General features: G+C 65.5%; 18 protein-coding genes and 1 pseudogene. 10 read left to right on the top strand and 9 right to left on the bottom strand.

Annotated features, from left to right (window positions below; genetic code table 11):
* The first annotated feature begins 148 nt into the window (after positions 1-148).
* From BCY78_RS10360 to BCY78_RS10315, 10 genes are all read left to right on the top strand, one after another.
* Positions 149-1,390, top strand: coding sequence for an AAA family ATPase (locus tag BCY78_RS10360; protein WP_068301108.1), 1,242 nt, complete (start codon positions 149-151; stop codon positions 1,388-1,390).
* Positions 1,391-1,400: 10 nt separating this feature from the next.
* On the top strand, positions 1,401-2,885 hold the full coding sequence (locus BCY78_RS10355) for a CpaF family protein (RefSeq protein ID WP_068301105.1): 1,485 nt from the start codon (positions 1,401-1,403) through the stop codon (positions 2,883-2,885).
* A gap of 4 nt (positions 2,886-2,889) precedes the next feature.
* Positions 2,890-3,861 (top strand): type II secretion system F family protein, encoded by a 972-nt coding sequence (locus BCY78_RS10350; RefSeq protein WP_068301102.1) that lies wholly within the window; start codon positions 2,890-2,892, stop codon positions 3,859-3,861.
* A gap of 12 nt (positions 3,862-3,873) precedes the next feature.
* Positions 3,874-4,860: a type II secretion system F family protein gene (locus BCY78_RS10345; RefSeq protein WP_068301100.1), complete on the top strand. Its 987-nt coding sequence runs from the start codon at positions 3,874-3,876 to the stop codon at positions 4,858-4,860.
* Positions 4,857-5,405 (top strand): tetratricopeptide repeat protein, encoded by a 549-nt coding sequence (locus BCY78_RS10340; RefSeq protein ID WP_068301097.1) that lies wholly within the window; start codon positions 4,857-4,859, stop codon positions 5,403-5,405. The genes BCY78_RS10345 and BCY78_RS10340 overlap by 4 nt, the downstream gene beginning before the upstream one ends.
* A gap of 26 nt (positions 5,406-5,431) precedes the next feature.
* A complete protein-coding gene (locus BCY78_RS10335; protein WP_068301094.1) occupies positions 5,432-6,274 on the top strand; it encodes a lipopolysaccharide assembly protein LapB in 843 nt (280 codons plus the stop codon).
* Between the two features lie 8 nt (positions 6,275-6,282).
* Entirely contained in the window at positions 6,283-6,780 is a 498-nt protein-coding gene (locus BCY78_RS10330) for a prepilin peptidase (protein WP_068301091.1), read from the top strand.
* A gap of 18 nt (positions 6,781-6,798) precedes the next feature.
* Positions 6,799-8,118 carry an ATPase gene (locus BCY78_RS10325; protein WP_068301088.1) on the top strand — a complete coding sequence of 440 codons (1,320 nt, stop codon included), beginning with the start codon at positions 6,799-6,801 and terminating at the stop codon, positions 8,116-8,118.
* 86 nt (positions 8,119-8,204) lie between these two features.
* The gene (locus BCY78_RS10320; RefSeq protein ID WP_068301085.1) at positions 8,205-8,633 is read left to right on the top strand and encodes a PaaI family thioesterase; all 429 of its coding nucleotides are present in this window, start codon (positions 8,205-8,207) and stop codon (positions 8,631-8,633) included.
* 65 nt (positions 8,634-8,698) lie between these two features.
* A complete protein-coding gene (locus tag BCY78_RS10315; RefSeq protein ID WP_068301082.1) occupies positions 8,699-9,172 on the top strand; it encodes an SRPBCC domain-containing protein in 474 nt (157 codons plus the stop codon).
* 68 nt (positions 9,173-9,240) lie between these two features.
* On the opposite strand, the gene folD is transcribed toward BCY78_RS10315, so the two are convergent.
* The 9 genes and pseudogenes from folD to BCY78_RS25555 form a co-directional block, all read right to left on the bottom strand.
* A complete protein-coding gene (gene folD / locus BCY78_RS10310) occupies positions 9,241-10,131 on the bottom strand; it encodes a bifunctional methylenetetrahydrofolate dehydrogenase/methenyltetrahydrofolate cyclohydrolase FolD (RefSeq protein ID WP_068301080.1) in 891 nt (296 codons plus the stop codon).
* Between the two features lie 2 nt (positions 10,132-10,133).
* Positions 10,134-11,015, bottom strand: a complete 882-nt coding sequence (locus BCY78_RS10305; protein ID WP_139103136.1) for a bifunctional 5,10-methylenetetrahydrofolate dehydrogenase/5,10-methenyltetrahydrofolate cyclohydrolase — start codon at positions 11,013-11,015, stop codon at positions 10,134-10,136.
* A gap of 102 nt (positions 11,016-11,117) precedes the next feature.
* Positions 11,118-12,794 (bottom strand): formate--tetrahydrofolate ligase, encoded by a 1,677-nt coding sequence (locus BCY78_RS10300; RefSeq protein ID WP_068301077.1) that lies wholly within the window; start codon positions 12,792-12,794, stop codon positions 11,118-11,120.
* A 128-nt stretch (positions 12,795-12,922) separates the two neighbouring features.
* Positions 12,923-13,522 carry an MOSC domain-containing protein gene (locus BCY78_RS10295; RefSeq protein WP_068301074.1) on the bottom strand — a complete coding sequence of 200 codons (600 nt, stop codon included), beginning with the start codon at positions 13,520-13,522 and terminating at the stop codon, positions 12,923-12,925.
* 80 nt (positions 13,523-13,602) lie between these two features.
* Positions 13,603-15,510 (bottom strand): ATP-dependent zinc metalloprotease FtsH, encoded by a 1,908-nt coding sequence (gene ftsH / locus BCY78_RS10290; RefSeq protein WP_068301071.1) that lies wholly within the window; start codon positions 15,508-15,510, stop codon positions 13,603-13,605.
* Between the two features lie 67 nt (positions 15,511-15,577).
* Positions 15,578-16,819: a tRNA lysidine(34) synthetase TilS gene (tilS, locus tag BCY78_RS10285; RefSeq protein WP_139103135.1), complete on the bottom strand. Its 1,242-nt coding sequence runs from the start codon at positions 16,817-16,819 to the stop codon at positions 15,578-15,580.
* Positions 16,820-16,946: 127 nt separating this feature from the next.
* Positions 16,947-17,453 carry a peptidoglycan-associated lipoprotein Pal gene (gene pal / locus BCY78_RS10280; RefSeq protein WP_068301064.1) on the bottom strand — a complete coding sequence of 169 codons (507 nt, stop codon included), beginning with the start codon at positions 17,451-17,453 and terminating at the stop codon, positions 16,947-16,949.
* 133 nt (positions 17,454-17,586) lie between these two features.
* Positions 17,587-18,909, bottom strand: a complete 1,323-nt coding sequence (tolB, locus tag BCY78_RS10275) for a Tol-Pal system beta propeller repeat protein TolB (RefSeq protein WP_068301061.1) — start codon at positions 18,907-18,909, stop codon at positions 17,587-17,589.
* Positions 18,906-19,353, bottom strand: a pseudogene (locus BCY78_RS25555) (energy transducer TonB); the annotation flags it as partial. The pseudogene BCY78_RS25555 and the gene tolB, both read right to left, overlap by 4 nt.

The raw sequence follows: 19,353 nt of genomic DNA, 5'->3' as shown, positions 1-19,353 counted from the left end.
TGTTCGAAAACGGCCCGATGATTACAATTTATTAGCCCCATTATTGCCAAGATTACCTCCGAGATTGGCTCGACCTCCCCTGTATTCCGGGGGTGGAAAGGTCGTCAGTGCCAAGGCCTGCAGAACGCGGGTTCGGAGGATAAGAAACATGTCGAGCGCAGTAGCCACGAACAAGCATACCGCCCCTATCCGGGCCTGCACCGTCTCGCGCGATGTGCAGAACTTCGATCTTCTGATCGAGGACATGGAGCTTGAACTCGGCGAGAGCTGGGGGGATCTGACCTTCCCCAGCGCCTTGAAGTTTCTCGACCAACCGGATGCGCGCAGCCTCGAATTCATTGCGATTGCGCTGGATGACGACGACGAATCGAACATGGCGATGGTTGAGGCGGTGATCCAGCGGGCGACCTCGCTGAACATCCGCGTCCTGCTCATCGCCGAGGAGCTGGGCCCCATTGCCCTGCACCGCCTGCTGCGCCTCGGGGCCAGCGATTTCGTCCCCTACCCGCTGCCGGAAGGCGCGCTGCACGACGCGATCCAGCGCCTGCGCCAGCCGGCGCCGGACGTCGCGAATATCTCGCCGCAATCGCGCATGCTGACCGCGTCGGCCCAGAACATGGGCACGGCCTATGCGGTTCAGGGCCTCTCGGGTGGTTCGGGTGCGACGACTTTCGCGGTGAACCTGGCCTGGGAGATCGTGAATTCCGGCAAGGAGGCCCCCACGGTCTGCCTGCTGGATTTTGACCTGCAGACCGGCTCGATCGCGACCTATCTGGACCTCGCACGGACGGAAAAGGTCTATGAGCTTCTGTCCAACACCGCCGTGATGGACCGCGATTTCTTCATGAACACGCTGCAGACCTTCAACGACAAGCTGAAGGTGCTGACCGCCGCCGCCGACATGCTGCCGCTGGACCTGATCTCGCCCGACGACATCGAGCGCGTGATCACCATGGCCCGCGCCAATTTCGACATCGTGCTGATCGACATGCCGGCGACGGTCGTCCAATGGACGGAGACGGTGCTGAACGAAGTCGACAGCTATTTCGCGACGATGGAGCTGGACATGCGCTCGGCCCAGAATGCGCTGCGCCTCATTCGCGCGCTGAAGGCTGAGGATCTACCGCTGTCGAAGCTGCGCTACATCCTGAACCGTGCGCCGAAATTCACCGATCTGTCCGGCAAGGCCCGCGCCAAGCGCATGGCCGAGAGTCTGGATATCGAGTTCGAGGTGATGCTGCCCGATGGCACCGCGCAGGTGACGCATGCCAATGACCACGGGCTGCCGCTGGCTGAAATCGCGCCGAAGAACCCGCTTTTGAAAGAAATCCGTAAGGTCGCGCAGACCATCATCGCCGCCAACCGCGACGAGAAACGCGCCGCCGCCTGAGGAGAGATCGATGTTCTCGCGCTATCGCAAGGATGCCCCGCCCCCGCCGTCGCAGCGCCCCGATTCGCGCGCGGCACCGACGCAGGAAATCGCCAAGGTTTCGCCCTCGACCCAGCCGATAGTGGCTCCGCGCCCGGCCACGCCGAAGCCCAGCTTCAAGGCGCAGTCGAGCGCCGCGCCGATCGCTGCGCAGCCCGCCGCCAACGACAAGGATCGCCGCCGCAAGCAGCGGATCCTCGAGGTGAAGTCCGAGCTGCACACCCGGCTTCTGGACAACCTGAACCTCGCCGCGCTGGACAGCGCCTCGGAAGCGGAACTGCGCGCCGAGATCGCCGCCATCTCGGCCGAGGCGCTGAGCGAAATCAACTTCGCTCTGACCTCGGAAGAGCGTCTCACGCTGAACCAGGACCTGTACTTCGAGGTCCGCGGCCTCGGCCCGCTGGAGCCGCTGCTCAAGGATGAGACCGTCAACGATATCCTCGTGAACGGGCCTAACCGGGTGTTCGTGGAACGGGGCGGCAAGCTGACGCTGACCGATGTGACCTTCAAGGATGAGCGCCACCTCTTGCGCATCATCGACAAGATCGTCTCGGCCGTGGGGCGTCGTGTTGACGAATCAAACCCCTATGTCGACGCCCGTCTGGCCGATGGCTCGCGTTTCAACGCCATGGTGCCGCCGGTCGCCGTCGACGGCTCGCTGGTGTCGATCCGGAAATTCAAGAAGGACAAGCTGGGGATCGAGGATCTCGTGGGCTTCGGCGCCTTCTCGGAAGAGATGGCGATGTATCTCGAAGCCGCGGTCGCGACGCGGCTCAACGTGATCGTCTCGGGCGGTACGGGTTCGGGCAAGACGACCACGCTGAACGCGCTGTCGTCCTTCATCGACAACTCGGAACGCATCCTCACCATCGAGGACACGGCCGAACTTCAGCTACAGCAGACCCATGTCGGCCGGATGGAAAGCCGCCCCGCCAACGTTGAGGGCAAGGGCGCGGTGACCCAGCGCGACTGTTTGCGCAACGCGCTGCGGATGCGTCCGGACCGGATCATCGTCGGCGAAACGCGTGGCGAGGAAGTCATCGACATGCTGCAGGCCATGAACACCGGCCACGACGGCTCGATGACCACGATCCACGCCAACTCGGCCCGCGACGGTGTCAGCCGTCTGGAAAACATGGTCGCCATGGCCGGGATCGAGATGCCGCTGCGCGCCGTTCGCAGCCAGATTTCCAGCGCTGTGAACCTGATCGTGCAGGCCTCGCGTCTGCAGGACGGCTCGCGCCGGATGGTCTCGATCACCGAGGTGACCGGCATGGAGGGTGACATCATCACCATGCAGGAAGTCTTCCGGTTCGAGCGGACCGGGCTGGAGCCGAACGGCAAGATCATCGGCCATTTCACCGGCTGCGGCATCCGTTCGCATTATTCGGATCGCTTCCGCCGCTGGGGCTATGACCTGCCGCCCAGCCTTTACGACGTCGTGCAGGGGGAGTGAGCGCATGAGCATTGACCCCATGGTCATCATCTATGTCGCCATCTTCGGCGGCATCCTGCTTCTGGTCGAGGCGCTGTACCTTCTGGTCTTCGGTCGCTCGATCCGTCTCGGCAGCCGGATGAACCGCCGGCTGGAGATGCTGGACAAGAAGAACGCCGACCGCACCGAAGTGATCGACCGCCTGCGCAAGGAGGCGACGCAGCACACGAAGTCGACCGCGATCCCCTTCTATTCCCTGCTGGCCGAAAAGGCCGAAAAGGCGCAGATCGCCTTCTCGCCGGTGATGCTGATCCTGGTGATGGTGCTGCTGGCGACCGTCGGTTACCTCGCGCTGACGATCTTCACCGCGGCGCCGCTGGCCGTCCGCGTGGGTGTGGCCTCGGTCATGGGCGTGGGCGCGGTGTGGTTCTGGGTCTCGAACAAGGCGAAGAAGCGCTTCTCGCTGATCGAAGAGCAGCTGCCTGACGCCATCGACCTGATCGTGCGCGGCCTGCGCGTGGGTCACCCCTTCGTGCACGCCCTGTCCTCGGCCGCGAAGGAGATCCCCGATCCCCTCGGCACCGAGCTGGGCCTGATTGCCGACGAAGCCGCCTATGGCCGCGACATGGGCGAGGCACTGATGGCCTTCGCCGAACGGATGGACATGCAGGATCTGCGCTTCCTCGCCGTGTCGGTGACGATTCAGGCGCAATCGGGCGGCAACCTTGCCGAGATCCTCGATGGCCTGTCGAAAGTGGTCCGCGCGCGCTTCAAGCTGTTCCGCCGGGTGAAGGCGATCACCGCCGAAGCCAAATGGTCGGGCATGTTCCTGTCGGGCTTCCCGATCGTCGCCATGCTGCTGATCAGCGTTGTGAAGCCGGATTATTACGACGAGGTCAAGGAAACGGCCTATTTCATTCCGACCGCGCTGGTGGTGTTCACCTTCTTGGTGATCAACGTCCTGTACATGCGCAAGATGGTCAATATTCAGGTGTAAGGGACGCGTCTCATGAATCCCGATTTTCTCGCCACCCTGACCTCGCCCCCGGTGCTGATCGCGCTGATGGTGGCGGCCGGCGTAACGCTGGTCCTGATGATGCTGATGGGCCGGGGCAAGGAAAAGCCCGACCCCCTCGCCCGTCTCAAGGCCGAGGTCCGTCAGGGCCATGCCGGCGAGGCGTCGCGCCTGACGCGCAAATCGGCGATGTCGGACACCGCGCTCGACAAGCGTCTGGACAAGTACAAGGCCTTCCTTGAGCCGACCGACAGCGCCCAGATGGGCGAGGCGCGGCTGAAGATGATCCAGGCCGGCTATCACGGCAAAAACGCGGTGCGCGACTTCCATGCCGCCAAGCTGATCCTCGGCATGGGCGGGCTGCTCATTGGCCTCGCCTATATCCTGCTGCTGCCGCCGCCCGAGGGGGCCTCGATCTTCGCCACGGCGATGCCGATTCTGGTACCGACTCTGCTGGGCTATTACTTCCCGATCTATTGGGTGAACAAGCGCCACGGCGAGCGGCAGGACCAGATTGCCCGCGGCTTCCCTGATGCGCTGGACATGCTGCTCATCTGCACCGAGGCCGGGCAATCAATGGACCAGTCGATCAGCCGTGTCGCCAAGGAATTGCGCGCGGGCTACCCCGCCCTGTCCGAGGAATTCGACACCGTCTCGCACGAGACCAAGGCCGGCAAGGACCGCCTTGAGGTGCTGAAGGACATGGGCGTGCGCTGCGGCAATGCCGACATCCGCTCCTTCGTGACGGTGCTGATCCAGTCGGCGACCTACGGCACCTCGGTGGCGGATGCGCTGCGCGTCTATGCGGCCGAAATGCGTGACAAGCGCGTGATGCTGGCCGAAGAAAAGGCGAACGTCTTGCCGACCAAGCTGACACTGGGCACAATGATGTTCACCGTGCCGCCGTTGCTGATCATCCTGATCGGTCCGTCGGTCTACGGCGTGATGAAGATGCTCAGTACGGCAGATTTCGGTCTATGATCCGACTTATCGGCGTGGCGGCGCTGCTTGCGTTGTCCGCCTGTCAAAGCAGCGGCGAGTTCTCGCCCGATGGTCTTCCCGGCCGCGCCGTCAGCGCGGCCGAGGACGTTGATGGCCTGATCGTCGGCCACCGCCTGATGCAGGGCGGCGAATATGAGCTGGCGCTTCGGGCCTATTACCGCTCCATGGCCGAGAATGGCCCCACGGTCGACGCGCTCTCGGCCATCGGCTCGGCCAATCTGCGGCTGGGACGGCTGGGTCAGGCCGAACAGATGCTGCGCCGGGCCATCGAATTCGACCCGCAATTCGTCCCGGCGATCAACAATCTCGGCGTGGTGATGATCGAAAACCGCGACTGGGGTCAGGCCGCCCATCTGTTCCGCACCGCCTTTGCCCTCGATTCGGGCCGGTCCGAAGAAATCCGCGAGAACCTGCGCCTTGCTCTCGCAAATCTCGAGGATTCGGGCTATACTGGGGAAAACAACGATAATTTCGCCCTGGTGCGGCGCGGCAATGGACGCTTCCTTCTGCTCGCGACGAATTAAGGGCGGCGAGCAGTAAGGACAGGATCATGCGCAAGGTGTGGATGGCACCGTTGTGCCTTGCAGGCGTCGCCCTGCTTGGCGGCTGCGGTGAATCGATGCGGGCCCAAACGGCGCGTGCGATCGATTCCGTACAATCGATCGATCAGGAAAACATGGCCGAGATGATGCTGGCCGTCGCCGATCCGGCCGAGGCGATCCAGTATTTCACCGCCCAGTCGCAGCAGCATCCCGACCGCATCATCTTCCGCCGCGGTCTGGCGCGCTCGCTGATGCGGGCCGGACGCGCCGAGGATTCGATCGCCGTCTGGCAGCAGGTGCTGGCCCATCCCGAAGCCACGCTCGACGACCGCGTCGACATGGCCGAGGCCTATATCCGCGCCAACAACTGGCCGCAGGCCGAGGCCACGCTCAACGCCATCCCCCCCACGCACGAGACCTATTCGCGTTATCGGCTGGAGGCCATGGTCGCCGATTCCCGCCAGCAATGGGACCGCGCCGACAGCTTCTACGAGATCGCCGTCGGCCTGACGCCGACCCCGGCTTCCACCCTGAACAACTGGGGTTACTCCAAACTGACGCGCGGCGATGCCCGCGGCGCCGAGCGGCTGTTCCTTGAGGCCCTGCAGCATGACAGCACGCTGTTCCCGGCCAAGAACAACCTCGTGCTGGCCCGTGCCTCGCGCCGGATCTACGAACTCCCGCTGATCGAGATGACCCAGATCGAGCGCGCCGAGCTGTTGCACACCATGGCGCTGGCAGCGATCCGTCAGGGCGACGTGCAGACCGGCCGCGGCCTGCTGGAAGACGCCATCGCCACCCATCCCCAGCATTTCGAGGCCGCCGCCAACGCCCTCGCCGCGTTGCAGTAAGGACGACAATGCTGACGCAATCCGCCCATGCCGCGGTGTGGCTTCTGATCTTCGCCACACCCATCTGCCTCTACGTTGCATGGAGCGACCTCAAGGCGATGCGCATCCCCAATCTGGCGGTGCTGGCGCTGATAATCGTCTATGCCATCGTCGGCGCGCTGACCCTGCCTTTGGGTGAATGGGGCTGGTCGTGGCTGCATTTCCTCGTCGTGCTGGTGATCGGTTTCGTCCTCAGCCTGTCGGGCACCTTCGGCGCGGGGGATGCGAAATTCGCCGCGGCCATGGCGCCCTTCGTGGCGCTGGGGGACCTGCGGCTGTTTCTGGTGTTGCTGTCGGCGGTGACGCTGGCCGCCTTCGTCGTGCACCGGGTGATGCGCGCGATCCCGGCGATCCGCCGCGCGACCCCGGACTGGGCCAGCTGGCAGCGCAAGGAATTCCCCTTCGGCATGGCCCTGGCGCCGGCGTTAATCTTTTATCTGGTTTTGGCCAGCATCTATGGACGCTGACGCCGCAGAGGTCCGCGCATGAACGATCAATCCACCGATTCCCGTATCCTGCCGCCCCCGCCGCCCGCCTCGCTGGACGACACCGGCCTGCCGCAGACCCTGATGCGGGATATTCTGCTGAAGACCATGTTCCGCATGTCGCTGACCTATGTGTCCGACATCGCGCGGGTGGTCTGCCTGTCCTTCGCACAGGTCCAGCAGTTGATCGACGCCGCGCGCGGTGAGCGTCTGCTGGAGGCGATGGGCACTATGCATGCCGGCGCCCAATCCACCGAGATGGGCTTCCAGCTGACCGATGCGGGCCGCCAGCGCGCGCAGCAGGCCTTGGCGATTTCGGAATACTATGGCGCCATGCCGGTCCCGCTGGAACTCTATGGCGAGCAAGTGCGTCGCCAGTCGATCCGCAAGGTGAAGATCACCCGCGAGCAATTGACCGCCGCCATGGGCGACCTGATCCTGCCGGAGGACCTGTTGGCCAACCTCGGCCCCGCCGTGACTTCGGGCCGGTCGATCCTGATGTACGGGCCGCCGGGCAACGGGAAGTCCTCGATCTCGAACGGGATCCGCGACGCGCTGGGGGATCACGTCTATGTCCCCCATGCCGTGGTGCATTCGGGTCAGGTGATTGCCGTCTTCGACCCCATCGTCCACCGCCGGATCGAGCAGGCGCCGCAGGGCGGCAGCCAGCTGCGCATTCAGGGCGCCCGCTTCGACCCGCGCTATGTGCTCTGTGAGCGTCCCACGGTGATCACCGGCGGCGAGCTGAAGCTCGAGATGCTGGAGCTGAAATACAACCCGGTCGCCCGCACCTATCAGGCGCCCCTGCAGTTCAAGGCCATGGGCGGCGTGTTCATCGTCGACGACCTCGGTCGCCAGGAGGAGCCGCCGCAGGCGCTGGTGAACCGCTGGATCGTGCCGCTCGAGATGAATTACGACATCCTGTCGCTGGTCTCGGGCGAGAAGTTCATCGTGCCCTTCGACACGCTGGTGATCTTCTCGACGAACTTCCACCCGAACACGATCTTCGATCAGGCGGCGCTGCGGCGGATCTTCTTCAAGATCAAGATCGACGGTCCCAATCAGGCGGATTTCCTGAAGATCTTCGCGCTTGTCGCCCGGAAGCGGCGCGTCCCCCTGAACGAGGATGCGCTGATCCACCTGCTGCAGAGCAAGTATCCGACGATCGACAACGTCTATTCGAACTATCAGCCGATCTTCCTGATCGACCAGATGATGGCGATCTGCGACTACGAGGGGAAGCCCTACCACATGTCGCCCGACCTGATCGATCGCGCGTGGTCGAACATGTTCGTCAAGGATGAGGACATCATCCGCTGACGGCGGCCATGACGTAACGAAACTTCCGCGGGTGCTGGCCCCTCTCCCCCGGACGCGCTTTCCTGTCCTCGGACAGGGAGGACAACATGGACGATTTCACCGCGACCGAGGCGAGGGTGCGCGACAGCTTTGCCCGGCAGACGATGATGGACACGCTGGGCGCCACGCTGACCGCGCTGGCGCCGGGTCGCTGCGTGATCCGCGCGCCGATTGCCCCGCATCTCAAGCAGCAGCACGGTGCGGCGCATGCCGGGCTGGCCTTCACGCTGGGCGATACGGCCGCGGGGTACTCGGCGCTGTCGACCATGGCGGGCGATACCGACGTGATGACGGTCGAGATGAAGATCAACCTCCTCTCCCCTGCTGTGGGCGAGGCACTGGAGGCCGTGGGCGAGGTCGTACGCGCCGGCAAGCGGCTGACCGTGGTCAAGGCCGAGGTCTTCGCGCTGCAGGGCGACAGCCGCAAGCCGGTGGCCCTGCTGCAGGGCACGATGATCCCGGTGGCGCAGCGCTGAGGTGAACCGCTTGCCGGGTTGCGCGTTGACTGGGATGATCCGGTTCCCGTCGGAAAGGAAGTGCCATGTCCCTGACGCTTGAACGCACCGGCCCGGCCACCTGCGTCGTCCGCCGCCACTTCGCTGCCCCGCCCGAGCGCCTCTACGCCGCCCATACAGAGCCCGAGACCCTGCGACAATGGCTGACCGGCCCCGATGGCTGGATGATGGTCCGCTGCGAAGTCGATCTACGGCCCGGCGGGCATATGCGCTACGACTGGCAGGCCGAGGATGGCAGCCACGGCTTCCACCTGACCGCCGAAGTGCTGGAGGTCGAGGCCCCGCAGCGCATCCTGCATGTCGAGCGGATGTTCCTTCCAGACCAGACCCCTGACAACCGGGTCGAGACGCTGTTCCAGCCGCAGGGCGAGGGCACGTTGATGGTGATGACCATGCAGGTCGCGGATGCCGAGACGATGGACGCGATGCTCTCCACCGGCATGACCGACGGCATGGAAGCCAGCTACGCACGGCTCGAACGAAGCGGCCTCATGGCATGAAAAAGGGCGGGTCGAACCCCGCCCCTCACAACCCGTAGGGTGGGGTTTCACCCCACCTTTGCGCCGCCTTAGGCGGTCAGGCCCTTCGGCTCCGACAGCCCATTGGCGCGGCAGCAGGCGGTCAGCGTGTTGGCCAGCAGGCACGCGATGGTCATCGGCCCCACCCCGCCCGGCACCGGCGTGATCGCGCCCGCGACCTCGGCGGCCGAGGCGAATTCCACGTCACCCACCAGCTTGTTCTTGCCGTCGCGCTCGATGCGGTTGATGCCCACGTCGATCACCGTCGCGCCCGGCTTCACCCAATCGCCCGGGATCATCTCGGGCCGGCCCACGGCGGCGACGAGGATATCGGCCGAACGGCAGACCGCCGCCAGATCCTTGGTGCGCGAATGCGCGATGGTCACGGTGCAGCTATCGCCCAGAAGCAGCTGCGCCATCGGCTTGCCGACGATGTTCGAGCGGCCCACGACCACCGCGTTCATCCCCGAGAGCGAGCCATGATGGTCGCGCAGCATCATCAGGCAGCCCAGCGGCGTGCAAGGCACCATCGACTTCTGCCCGGTGCCCAGAAGACCCACGTTCGAGATGTGGAAGCCGTCCACATCCTTCGCCGGGTCGATCGAATTGATCACCAGATCCGAATTCAGATGCCCCGGCAGCGGCAGCTGCACGAGGATGCCATGCACCGACTGGTCCTTGTTCAACTGGTCGATCAGCGCCAGCAGATCGGCCTCCGAGGTATCGGCGGGCAGCTTGTGCTCGTAGGAGTTCATGCCGACCTCGACGGTCTGCTTGCCCTTCGAGCGGACATAGACCTGGCTCGCCGGGTCCTCGCCGACCAGCACCACGGCCAGACCTGGGGTCAGGCCGTTCTCGTCCTTCAGCCGCGCCACATGCTCGGCCACCTGCTCGCGGACCTTCGCCGCAAACGCCTTCCCGTCGATGATCGTTGCCGTCACCCTCAGACCTCCGTATCCGCGTATTGGGCGCGGTAATGCGCCATCTGCAACCGTGTCGCCAACACGGCGTTCTTCATCAGCGTGGCCACCGTCACCGGCCCCACGCCCCCCGGCACCGGGGTGATCCAACCGGCCACTTCGGCACAGCTGTCGAAATCCGCGTCACCCACCGTCTTGCCCTCGACCCGGTTGATGCCGATGTCGATCAGCGCCGCGCCGGGTTTCAGCATGTCGCCGGTGACAAGGCCCGGCTTGCCCACCGCCACGAAGACCGCATCCGCCGCGCGCGAATGCATCGCCACTGAGCGGGTCATGTGGTGGCAGACCGTCACGGTCGCGCCGAGGCCCATCAGCAGGAAGGCGATGGGCTTGCCGACAATCTCGCTGTGGCCGATCACGGTCACATCGAGGCCCTCCAGCTTCAGCGGCAGGGTCTTCAGGATCTCGACGGCAGCAACGGCGGTACAGGGCCCGAGCGCGAGGTCGTTATAGACGATGTTCCCGATCGAGGCCGGGTGCATGCCTTCCACGTCCTTCAGCGGATGGACGGCCTTTTGCAGCGTCTTCACCGGGATATGGGCGGGCAGCGGGCGCTGGATGATGATGCCGTTGACGCGCGGATCGGCGTTGAGGCCGTGCAGCACGCCGACGAGCTGCTCCATCGAGATGGTTTCGGGATAGTTGCGCGCCTCGAATTCGACACCGGAATTCTCGGCCGTCTTCTGCTGGTTGCGCACATAGAGCTCGGCCGCGGCGGTATCGCCCACGGAGATGGACACAAGCCGCGGCTGCCAGCCCTGCGCGGCCAGCTCCTTGGCCTCGGCCATGTTCTCGGCGCGCATCCGCGCAGCGATGTCTTTTCCGTCGATCAATGCGGCGCGCATGGTCATCTCTCCTGCGAGGTTGCCTTTGTCCGTGCCTTACGGCGCGCCTCGCCCTGCGGCAAGAGCAAGGCCGGCGGCTTGGTTGCCGCCGGCCTGACGATCTTAGAACAGACCTTCGACGAAGCCCGATTCCGCGATGCGGATGGTTTCCGCCGCCGGGGTCTTGGGCAGGCCCGGCATGGTCATGATCTCACCGCAGATCACCACGATGAAGCCAGCCCCGGCCGAGAGGCGCACTTCGCGCACCGGCACCGAGTGGCCCGTCGGCGCGCCGCGCAGGTTCGGATCGGTCGAGAACGAGTACTGGGTCTTCGCCATGCAGACCGGGAAATGCCCGTAGCCGGCGTCTTCCCAAGCCTTCAGCTGCTGGCGGATCGACTTGTCGGCGATCACCTCGTCGGCGTGGTAGATGCGCTTGGCGACGGTCTCGATCTTCTGGAACAGGCTCATCTCGTCCGGGTAGATCGGCGCGAAATTGGCGCTGCCCGATTCCGCCATCTGCACGACCTTGTGGGCGAGATCCTCGATCCCGGCCGAGCCATGGGCCCAGTGCTTGCAGACGATGGCTTCGGCGCCCTGCTCGGCCACATAGGCCTGCACAGCGGCGATCTCGGCATCGGTATCCGAATGGAAGTGGTTCACCGCGACGACGACCGGCACGCCGAAGGATTTCACGTTGGCGATGTGACGGCCCAGGTTCGGGCAGCCCTTCTGCACGGCCTCGACATTCTCGGCGCCCAGATCGGCCTTGGCGACGCCACCGTTCATCTTCATCGCGCGCACGGTGGCGACGATAACCGCGGCGGCGGGCTTCAGACCGGCCTTGCGGCACTTGATGTCGAAGAACTTCTCGGCACCCAGATCGGCGCCGAAACCGGCTTCGGTCACCACATAGTCACCCAGCTTCAGCGCGGTGGTGGTGGCGATCACCGAGTTACAGCCGTGGGCGATGTTGGCGAAGGGGCCGCCATGCACGAAGGCCGGGTTGTTTTCCAGCGTCTGCACGAGGTTCGGCTGCATCGCGTCCTTCAGCAGCACGGTCATCGCGCCATCGGCCTTCACGTCGCGGCAATAGATCGGGCGACGATCGCGGGTATAGGCAACGACGATATCGCCGAGGCGCTTCTGCAGGTCTTCAAGGTTCTTCGACAGGCAGAGGATCGCCATGACTTCCGAAGCCACGGTGATGTCGAAGCCGGTCTGACGCGGGAAGCCGTTGGCCACGCCACCCAGCGAGGTCACGATGTCACGCAGCGCGCGGTCGTTCATATCCATGACGCGGCGCCACACCACGCGGCGCTCGTCGATCTCCAGCGAGTTGCCCCAGTAGATGTGGTTGTCGATCATCGCCGACAGCAGGTTGTGCGCCGAGGTGATCGCGTGGAAGTCGCCGGTGAAGTGGAGGTTCATCTCCTCCATCGGCACGACCTGCGCGTAACCGCCGCCCGCGGCGCCGCCCTTCATGCCGAAGTTCGGCCCAAGCGAGGCTTCGCGGATACAGATCACGGCTTTCTTGCCGATGCGGTTCAGACCGTCGCCCAGACCCACGGTGGTTGTGGTCTTGCCTTCGCCAGCCGGCGTCGGGTTGATGGCGGTCACGAGGATCAGCTTGCCATCCGGACGGCCGGCCAGCGAATTGATGAAGTCTTGGCTCACCTTGGCCTTGTCATGGCCGTAGGGCAGCAGGTGCTCGGACGGAATGCCCAGCTTGTCGCCGATCTCCATGATCGGCTTCTTGTTGGCTTCGCGAGCGATTTCGATATCTGACTTGAATGACATGCACTGCCTCCCCTGCACTGCGTTAGCTAGGGGGAAGTGTTAGCGGGCGAGTTGCAATGTATACATGCCTTTTGCGACCTCTCGGCGGCGTTTTCCGCCGCGCCGCGTTTCCCAAAGGAAACGATCGCTCACAGCAGCGACGGCGTCTCCAGACCCTGCCAGACCGGCTGATCGGGGATGAACAGCCGCAGACGGTCGCCGATGGCGACCTCGCCCTCGGCCTCGACCCAGGCGGTGACACCGCGCCGTCCGGCCGCCGCCGGCTTGAACCGCGCGCCGAAGCCGGGATGCGCCGTCTCGATAGGGCGGGCCGGCAGGGTGCAGGGGCGGTTCTCCATATCCACGGTGACCGACGCGCCCGAATCCGCCAACAGGCGCGAGGACGGCGGTACGCGGCTGAAATCGGGCAGGCCCTTCACCACCATCGTCGCGCCCAGCAGCGCGGGGTCCAGCGTGTCCAACCCCATCTCGGCGGCGATGGAGGCCAGCTCCTCCTCGGACAGGATCGACAGCTGGCGCGCGTTGCGGATCGGCGTGTTGCGCGGATAGAGGCCCAGAACGCGTGAGCACGAGGGCCGCGTCATGCCCCCATGCGATTCGCCCGAGGCGCCGTCGAAGGTCAGCTCCAGCCGTTCCATCCGGGTCGACGGCAGCGCGGCCTCGCGGTCGGCCACGATCCCCAGCCAGGTGATCGTCGCTTCCAGATTGGTCTTGGCTAGGGCGGGCATCGGGTCTCTCCAACAGAAAACCCCGGCACCGTCGCGCGGTGCCGGGGTGAATGCAAGAGATGCCGTGACGAAATCCCGAGTTATGCGCTCGGATTAGGCTCCATGCCGTCGTCGCTGCGCGGACGCGGGCGCGTTTTCGGGATCGAGGCCACCGACGGCGTGCCGGTCGAGGGCGTGTCGTCCTCGTCGCGACCCGGACCTTCGCCGCGCATCACGCGGGTGATTTCCGAACCGGTCAGCGTCTCGTATTCCAACAGGCCCTGCGCAAGGTTCTCCAGCTCGTCGGCGTGCTCGGTCAGGATCCGCTTGGCGGTCTGATAGCCCTCGTCGCCGATCTTGCGGACCTCCTGGTCGATCTTCTCTTGCGTGGCTTGGCTGGCGTTCGACCCGTTCGAGTAGTTGCCCAGATAGGACTGCTGCTCGTTGGCGTAGTCGATATGGCCCAGCTCATCCGAGAAGCCGAACTGCGTCACCATCGCGCGGGCGATCTTGGTCACCTGCTGGATGTCCGACGAGGCGCCCGAGGTCACGTTTTCCTTGCCGAAGATCAGCTCCTCGGCGACCTTGCCACCCATCGCCATGGCGATCTTGGAGGTGTACTTGGTGTAGGTCACGCTGAGCTGGTCACGTTCCGGCAGCGACAGCACCAGACCCAGCGCACGACCGCGCGGGATGATCGTCGCCTTGTGGATCGGGTCATGCTGCGGGACATGCAGACCGACGACCGCGTGACCGGCCTCGTGATAGGCCGTGAGCTTCTTCTCTTCTTCGGTCATGACCATGGAGCGACGCTCCGAGCCCATCATGACCTTGTCCTTCGCGTCTTCGAAATCCTGCATGGTCACGAAGCGGCGGTTCTTGCGCGCGGCCATCAGCGCCGCCTCGTTCACGAGGTTCGCCAGATCCGCGCCCGAGAAACCCGGCGTGCCACGCGCAATGATGCGCAGGTCCACGTTCGGGCCCAGCGGCACCTTGCGGGCATGGACGCCGAGGATGCGCTCACGGCCCTTGATGTCCGGGTTCGGCACCTGCACCTGACGGTCGAAACGGCCGGGACGCAGCAGCGCCGGGTCCAGAACGTCGGGACGGTTGGTCGCGGCGATGATGATGATGCCTTCATTGGCCTCGAAACCATCCATCTCGACCAGCAGCTGGTTCAGCGTCTGCTCGCGCTCGTCGTTGCCACCACCGTAGCCCACGCCACGCGAGCGACCGACTGCGTCGATCTCGTCGATGAAGACGATGCAAGGCGCGTTCTTCTTGGCCTGCTCGAACATGTCGCGGACACGGCTGGCGCCGACACCGACGAACATCTCGACGAAGTCCGAACCCGAGATGGTGAAGAAGGGCACACCCGCCTCACCGGCGATGGCGCGGGCGAGGAGCGTCTTACCGGTGCCCGGAGGGCCGACCAGCAGCGCGCCTTTCGGGATCTTGCCGCCGAGACGGCTGAACTTCTGCGGGTTGCGCAGGAATTCGACGATCTCTTCCAGCTCGTCCTTGGCCTCGTCGATACCGGCGACGTCGTCAAAGGTGATGCGGCCATGCTTCTCGGTCAGCAGCTTGGCCTTCGACTTGCCGAAGCCCATCGCGCCGCCGCGCCCGCCGCCCTGCATGCGGTTCATGAAGAAGATCCACACGCCGATCAGCAAGAGGAAGGGCAGCCAGACCGACAGCGCCGACATCAGGCCCGAACGCTCCTGCGCGCGGGCTTCGACGGCGACGTTGGCGTCGATCAGACGCTCGGTCGGGTTCTCGCCCGAGGGACGGATCGTCGTATAGGCCTGACCCGAACGGTCGGTGACGCGCAGCGTCTCGCCGTCGATCACGACCCGGCTGACATCGCCGGCCTCGACTCGCTGAAGGAAATCCGAATAGCCGATGGTCCGCCCGCTGGCCGTCGTCGACCCGTTGTTAAACAGGGTAAACAGGACGATCATCAGGAAGAACAGGACGATCCAGAAGGCGAAATTACGCGCGTTGCCCACGGGGCTCTCCCAAAACCACGGCCAGCTTTGGCCAGTTGGTCCTAAAATAGTGAGTGAGTGGTCGACTTCAATGCGATTGTGACGTCTTGGTGCAGATCGCGGCGAGAGGTCGCGCGCTCAGGGTCCAGCCTTGCGGCCACAACACAAGCGGCGCGGCCACCAGCGCCTCGCCCCGCCAGAGGCCGGGAAGGCCCTGCAGCAAGGATCGCGGGAGCTGCGTCTCACGCCAATGCGGGATCTCGCCCTTTGCCGCGAGGCGGCTCAGATGCGCCAACCCGGCCTCGCCCATCACGCGAATTTCACAGGCGGCGTCAGGCCCTTCGGCCTGCCAACGCCCGTCCCACGCTGCATCGGCCGCACAGACCACACCGCGCAAGGCCTGCGCCTCGCGCCCCAGAAGCAGTGCCTTGCCGCGCCGTTGCAACAGGCAGCCCATCAAGGTGCCCTGCCCTGCCGCCAGCAATCGCTGCAGATCCTCCAGCCGGGGACGATAGGGATGGCCCGACAGCTGCATCAACAGATGCGCGAAAAGCCGGTCGCGCGTCTCGCCCGGCAGGTCCAAGGCGGCAGGGTCGATTCGCAGCACCCCGCGCTCCTCGGTGACCAGCGCGTCGAGCGCCCGCTGTGCCTCGCCCTCCAGCACCTGCCGGGCGCGCCGCATCCGGTCGGCCGTTTCCGCCAGCCCCTGCGCTTCGATCCCAAGGTCTCGCAGCACCGACAGCGCCTGCCGTGCCCGCACCCTCAGGAAGCGCGGATCGGCATTGGAGGGATCCTCGACCCAGCCGATGCCCCGCGCCCGCAGCTCCGAGCGCAACGCGTCGCGCGAGACGCCAAGGAACGGCCGCAGCCACAGCAGGCCGCCGCTCTCGCGCCGTGCTTCCATGCCCGACAGGCCATCCACGCCCGAGCCCCGCGCCAGCCGCATCAGCACCGTCTCGGCCTGATCGTCCAGCGTATGCCCCAGCAAGACGGCATCCACCCGGCCCCGCGCCCAGCCGCCGATCAGCGACAACCGCGCGGCCCGGGCTTCATCCATCAGGTTGCCGCCAGCCGGGCCCTCGTCCCAGCGCAACACCTCGTGCCTGACGCCCAACCGCTGGCACAGAGCGGCCACACCCGCCGCTTCCGCCGCCGCCTCGGCCCGCAGCCCGTGATCCACCGTCACCGCCGCCACCCGCGCGGCCCCCAGCGCCTCGACCGCCAGCACCAGTAGCGCCACGGAATCCCCGCCACCCGATACGGCCACGCCGACCCGGCTCAAACCCTCGCAGGCACCACTCAACAATGAGGAAAGGGCAGCCTCGCTCACCGGGCCGCCCTTTCACCTTGTCCCAAGTACTCTCGGGGGGCGAGGCATTGTCGCGCCATTGGTCCGAGCGACAATGGCGAGGGGGCAGACAGCCCCCCGGCCTCTCCATCCGCACCCGCCATCTGGCTCAGCGCGAAACGACCGTGACCGCGCGGCGGTTCAGGTCCCAGCAGCGCTGTTCGGCGCAGACCTCGATCGGGCGCTCCTTGCCGTAGGACACGGTGCGGATGCGGCCGGGGTTCACACCTTCCTGCGCGAGGAACTGCTGCACACGGGCGGCACGACGGGCGCCCAGCGCCACGTTGTACTCACGCGTGCCGCGCTCGTCGGCATGGCCTTCGATCAGGATCTGGTATTCCGGGTAGCGGTTCAGCCAGGCGGCCTGCGTGCGCAGGATGGTGATACCCTCGGGCGAGAGGTCGCTCGAATCCACGGTGAAGTTCACGGTGTCACCGATCGTCTGGTTGAAATAGGCGATCGAGGTGGGATCGTTGGGATCACCCAGCGCGGTCGAGCCGATGCCGCCGCCGGCGCCCATGCCGGAGGTGTAATCGTCTTCGCCCCCGCGGGGGTTGTTACACGCGGCCAGTGCCAGCGAGGCGACCAGCAGCACGGCTTTGGTCAGAAGGTTCATGTCTCTCGTCCTTGTTGTCCGGTCCTGCCCGTGGCCCATCCTAGCAGAGGCCGCGGCGCGGGGGAATCGGGGGGTTATCACGTTGCGCGGCGTCCCGCGCGAAAGGGTTAACGGCGCTGGACCCAGCCTTGCGTCACGGCAGCAGCGGCGACCACGACGGGTCCGAGGCCGGACCGGGCGTGGGAATGCGGCGCAGGTTCCGCCCGGTGATGTCGACCGACATCATGCTGGCGTTGCTACCCGGCTCCTCACGCGTGAACATGATCACCCGGCCGTTGGGCGACCAGGTGGGGCCCTCGTCGAGGTAGCTCGCGGTCAGCAGGCGCTCGCTGGAGCCATCGGTGCGCATCACGCCGATGTGGAAGCGACCGTTGTGCTGCTTGGTGAAGGCGATGAGATCCCCGCGCGGCGACCAGACCGGGGTCGAATAGCGCCCCTGCCCCTGGCTGATGCGGTAGGCAACGCCGCCTTGCAGCGACATGGTGTAGATCTGCGAATTGCCCGTGCGGTCGCTCTCGAACACGATCTGCGAGCCATCCGGCGAGAAGCTGGGCGCGGTGTCGATCGCGTCGGTCGTGGTCAGCTGATAGCGCTGGCCGCTGCCGAGGTTGAGCAGGTACAGATCCGTGCGCCCGTCCACCGACAGCGAATAGACCACCGATTGCCCGTCCGGCGAGAAGCGCGGGGCGAAGGTCATCTCGCCCGGCTGGTCGCCCAGCACCTGACGCCGGCGCGAGGCGACGTCCATCAGGTAGATGCGCGGGAAGCCGGTCTCGTAGCTGGTGAACAGGATGCGGTCGCCCGAGGGCGAGAAGCGCGGCGCGAAGGCCAGCGCGGTGCCGTCGGTCAGGTACTGCACATTCTCGCCGTCCTGATCCATCATCGCCACCTGCTTGCGGCGGTTGTTGGCGGGCCCGGATTCGGCGATGAACACGACGCGGCTGTCGAAATAGCCGGTCTCGCCGGTCAGCCGCATGTAGACCTGATCCGACACGCGGTGGGCCATGCGGCGCCATGCCTGGGTCGACCCATCCAGCTGCAGGCCATCGCCCAACTGCTGACCCGACACCACGTCGAACAGGCGGAATTTCACGCTGATCTGCTGGCCGTTCACCCGCACCGCGCCGGTGATCAAGGCCCGAGCCGAGATCGCGCGCCAATCGGCGAATTGCACCGGCGCGTCGAAATTGGTGATCCGGCCGACATGGGCGGTCACCGGGATCTCGCGCAGCAGGCCAGTGTTGGTCAGGTTGTTCGCAATCACCCGCGCGATCGAGGCGGCGTATTCGGCGCCGGCCGCGTTCTCGGGGACGAAATCGGGGATCGCATAGGGCACGGGTTCGATCACGCCCTCGGTGATCTCGATCCGTAGCGGCTGCTGGGCCATCGCGACCTTGGGCGCGACGGCAAGCCCGGCCAGAAGGCCAAGCACGGGGCGGCGTTTCAGTTCGGTCATCGGGTACTCATCCGTGCGGGGTTGAAGGTAATCTCGACACTGCGCCATTGGTCATACAGGTCCTGCGGCAGGCCGTAGCCGTTGATACCACATTGAACGATGGCCTGTCGTCCGGCGTCGAAAGCGGCTTGTTGTGCCCCGACCGATCCGCCCGAGGCGCTGACGGAATGGATGGAGCTTTCGATCGGGCGGGCATCCTGCGTCATCTCGAAACCGATGGTGATGACGACGTTCAGCGCCTCGGTCGACAGGATGCCGACGTTCCAGCAGGATTCCACGCTCAAACGCAGGCCGTCCATGTCGGACTGGCTGAGGCTGGCCGTGGGCTGGTCGAACGCCCCGTCGAGCGCGCCACCCAGAGCCTGCGCCAAGGCATCCTCGACCGCCGAGGAGCTGGGGCCGTCATTCGCCGGGGCGGGTGTCGGCGCCGGCGGTGGTCCTTTC

Source organism: Pararhodobacter sp. CCB-MM2 (assembly GCF_001691415.1).
Classification (GTDB): domain Bacteria; phylum Pseudomonadota; class Alphaproteobacteria; order Rhodobacterales; family Rhodobacteraceae; genus Pararhodobacter.
Note: the sequence above shows the minus strand (reverse complement) of the source record. Positions and strands in the feature narration are given on the sequence as shown.

What these genes read in the sequence shown, in the direction of transcription:
- BCY78_RS10305 (WP_139103136.1), bottom strand. Translation starts at nt 11,015, where the DNA reads ATGCGCGCCGCATTGATCGACGGAAAAGACATCGCTGCGCGGATGCGC.
- BCY78_RS10340 (WP_068301097.1), top strand. Translation starts at nt 4,857, where the DNA reads ATGATCCGACTTATCGGCGTGGCGGCGCTGCTTGCGTTGTCCGCCTGT.
- BCY78_RS10315 (WP_068301082.1), top strand. Translation starts at nt 8,699, where the DNA reads ATGTCCCTGACGCTTGAACGCACCGGCCCGGCCACCTGCGTCGTCCGC.
- BCY78_RS10295 (WP_068301074.1), bottom strand. Translation starts at nt 13,522, where the DNA reads ATGCCCGCCCTAGCCAAGACCAATCTGGAAGCGACGATCACCTGGCTG.
- BCY78_RS10355 (WP_068301105.1), top strand. Translation starts at nt 1,401, where the DNA reads ATGTTCTCGCGCTATCGCAAGGATGCCCCGCCCCCGCCGTCGCAGCGC.
- BCY78_RS10345 (WP_068301100.1), top strand. Translation starts at nt 3,874, where the DNA reads ATGAATCCCGATTTTCTCGCCACCCTGACCTCGCCCCCGGTGCTGATC.
- BCY78_RS10330 (WP_068301091.1), top strand. Translation starts at nt 6,283, where the DNA reads ATGCTGACGCAATCCGCCCATGCCGCGGTGTGGCTTCTGATCTTCGCC.
- BCY78_RS10360 (WP_068301108.1), top strand. Translation starts at nt 149, where the DNA reads ATGTCGAGCGCAGTAGCCACGAACAAGCATACCGCCCCTATCCGGGCC.
- pal (WP_068301064.1), bottom strand. Translation starts at nt 17,453, where the DNA reads ATGAACCTTCTGACCAAAGCCGTGCTGCTGGTCGCCTCGCTGGCACTG.
- BCY78_RS10325 (WP_068301088.1), top strand. Translation starts at nt 6,799, where the DNA reads ATGAACGATCAATCCACCGATTCCCGTATCCTGCCGCCCCCGCCGCCC.
- tolB (WP_068301061.1), bottom strand. Translation starts at nt 18,909, where the DNA reads ATGACCGAACTGAAACGCCGCCCCGTGCTTGGCCTTCTGGCCGGGCTT.
- BCY78_RS10300 (WP_068301077.1), bottom strand. Translation starts at nt 12,794, where the DNA reads ATGTCATTCAAGTCAGATATCGAAATCGCTCGCGAAGCCAACAAGAAG.
- BCY78_RS10320 (WP_068301085.1), top strand. Translation starts at nt 8,205, where the DNA reads ATGGACGATTTCACCGCGACCGAGGCGAGGGTGCGCGACAGCTTTGCC.
- BCY78_RS10335 (WP_068301094.1), top strand. Translation starts at nt 5,432, where the DNA reads ATGCGCAAGGTGTGGATGGCACCGTTGTGCCTTGCAGGCGTCGCCCTG.
- BCY78_RS10350 (WP_068301102.1), top strand. Translation starts at nt 2,890, where the DNA reads ATGAGCATTGACCCCATGGTCATCATCTATGTCGCCATCTTCGGCGGC.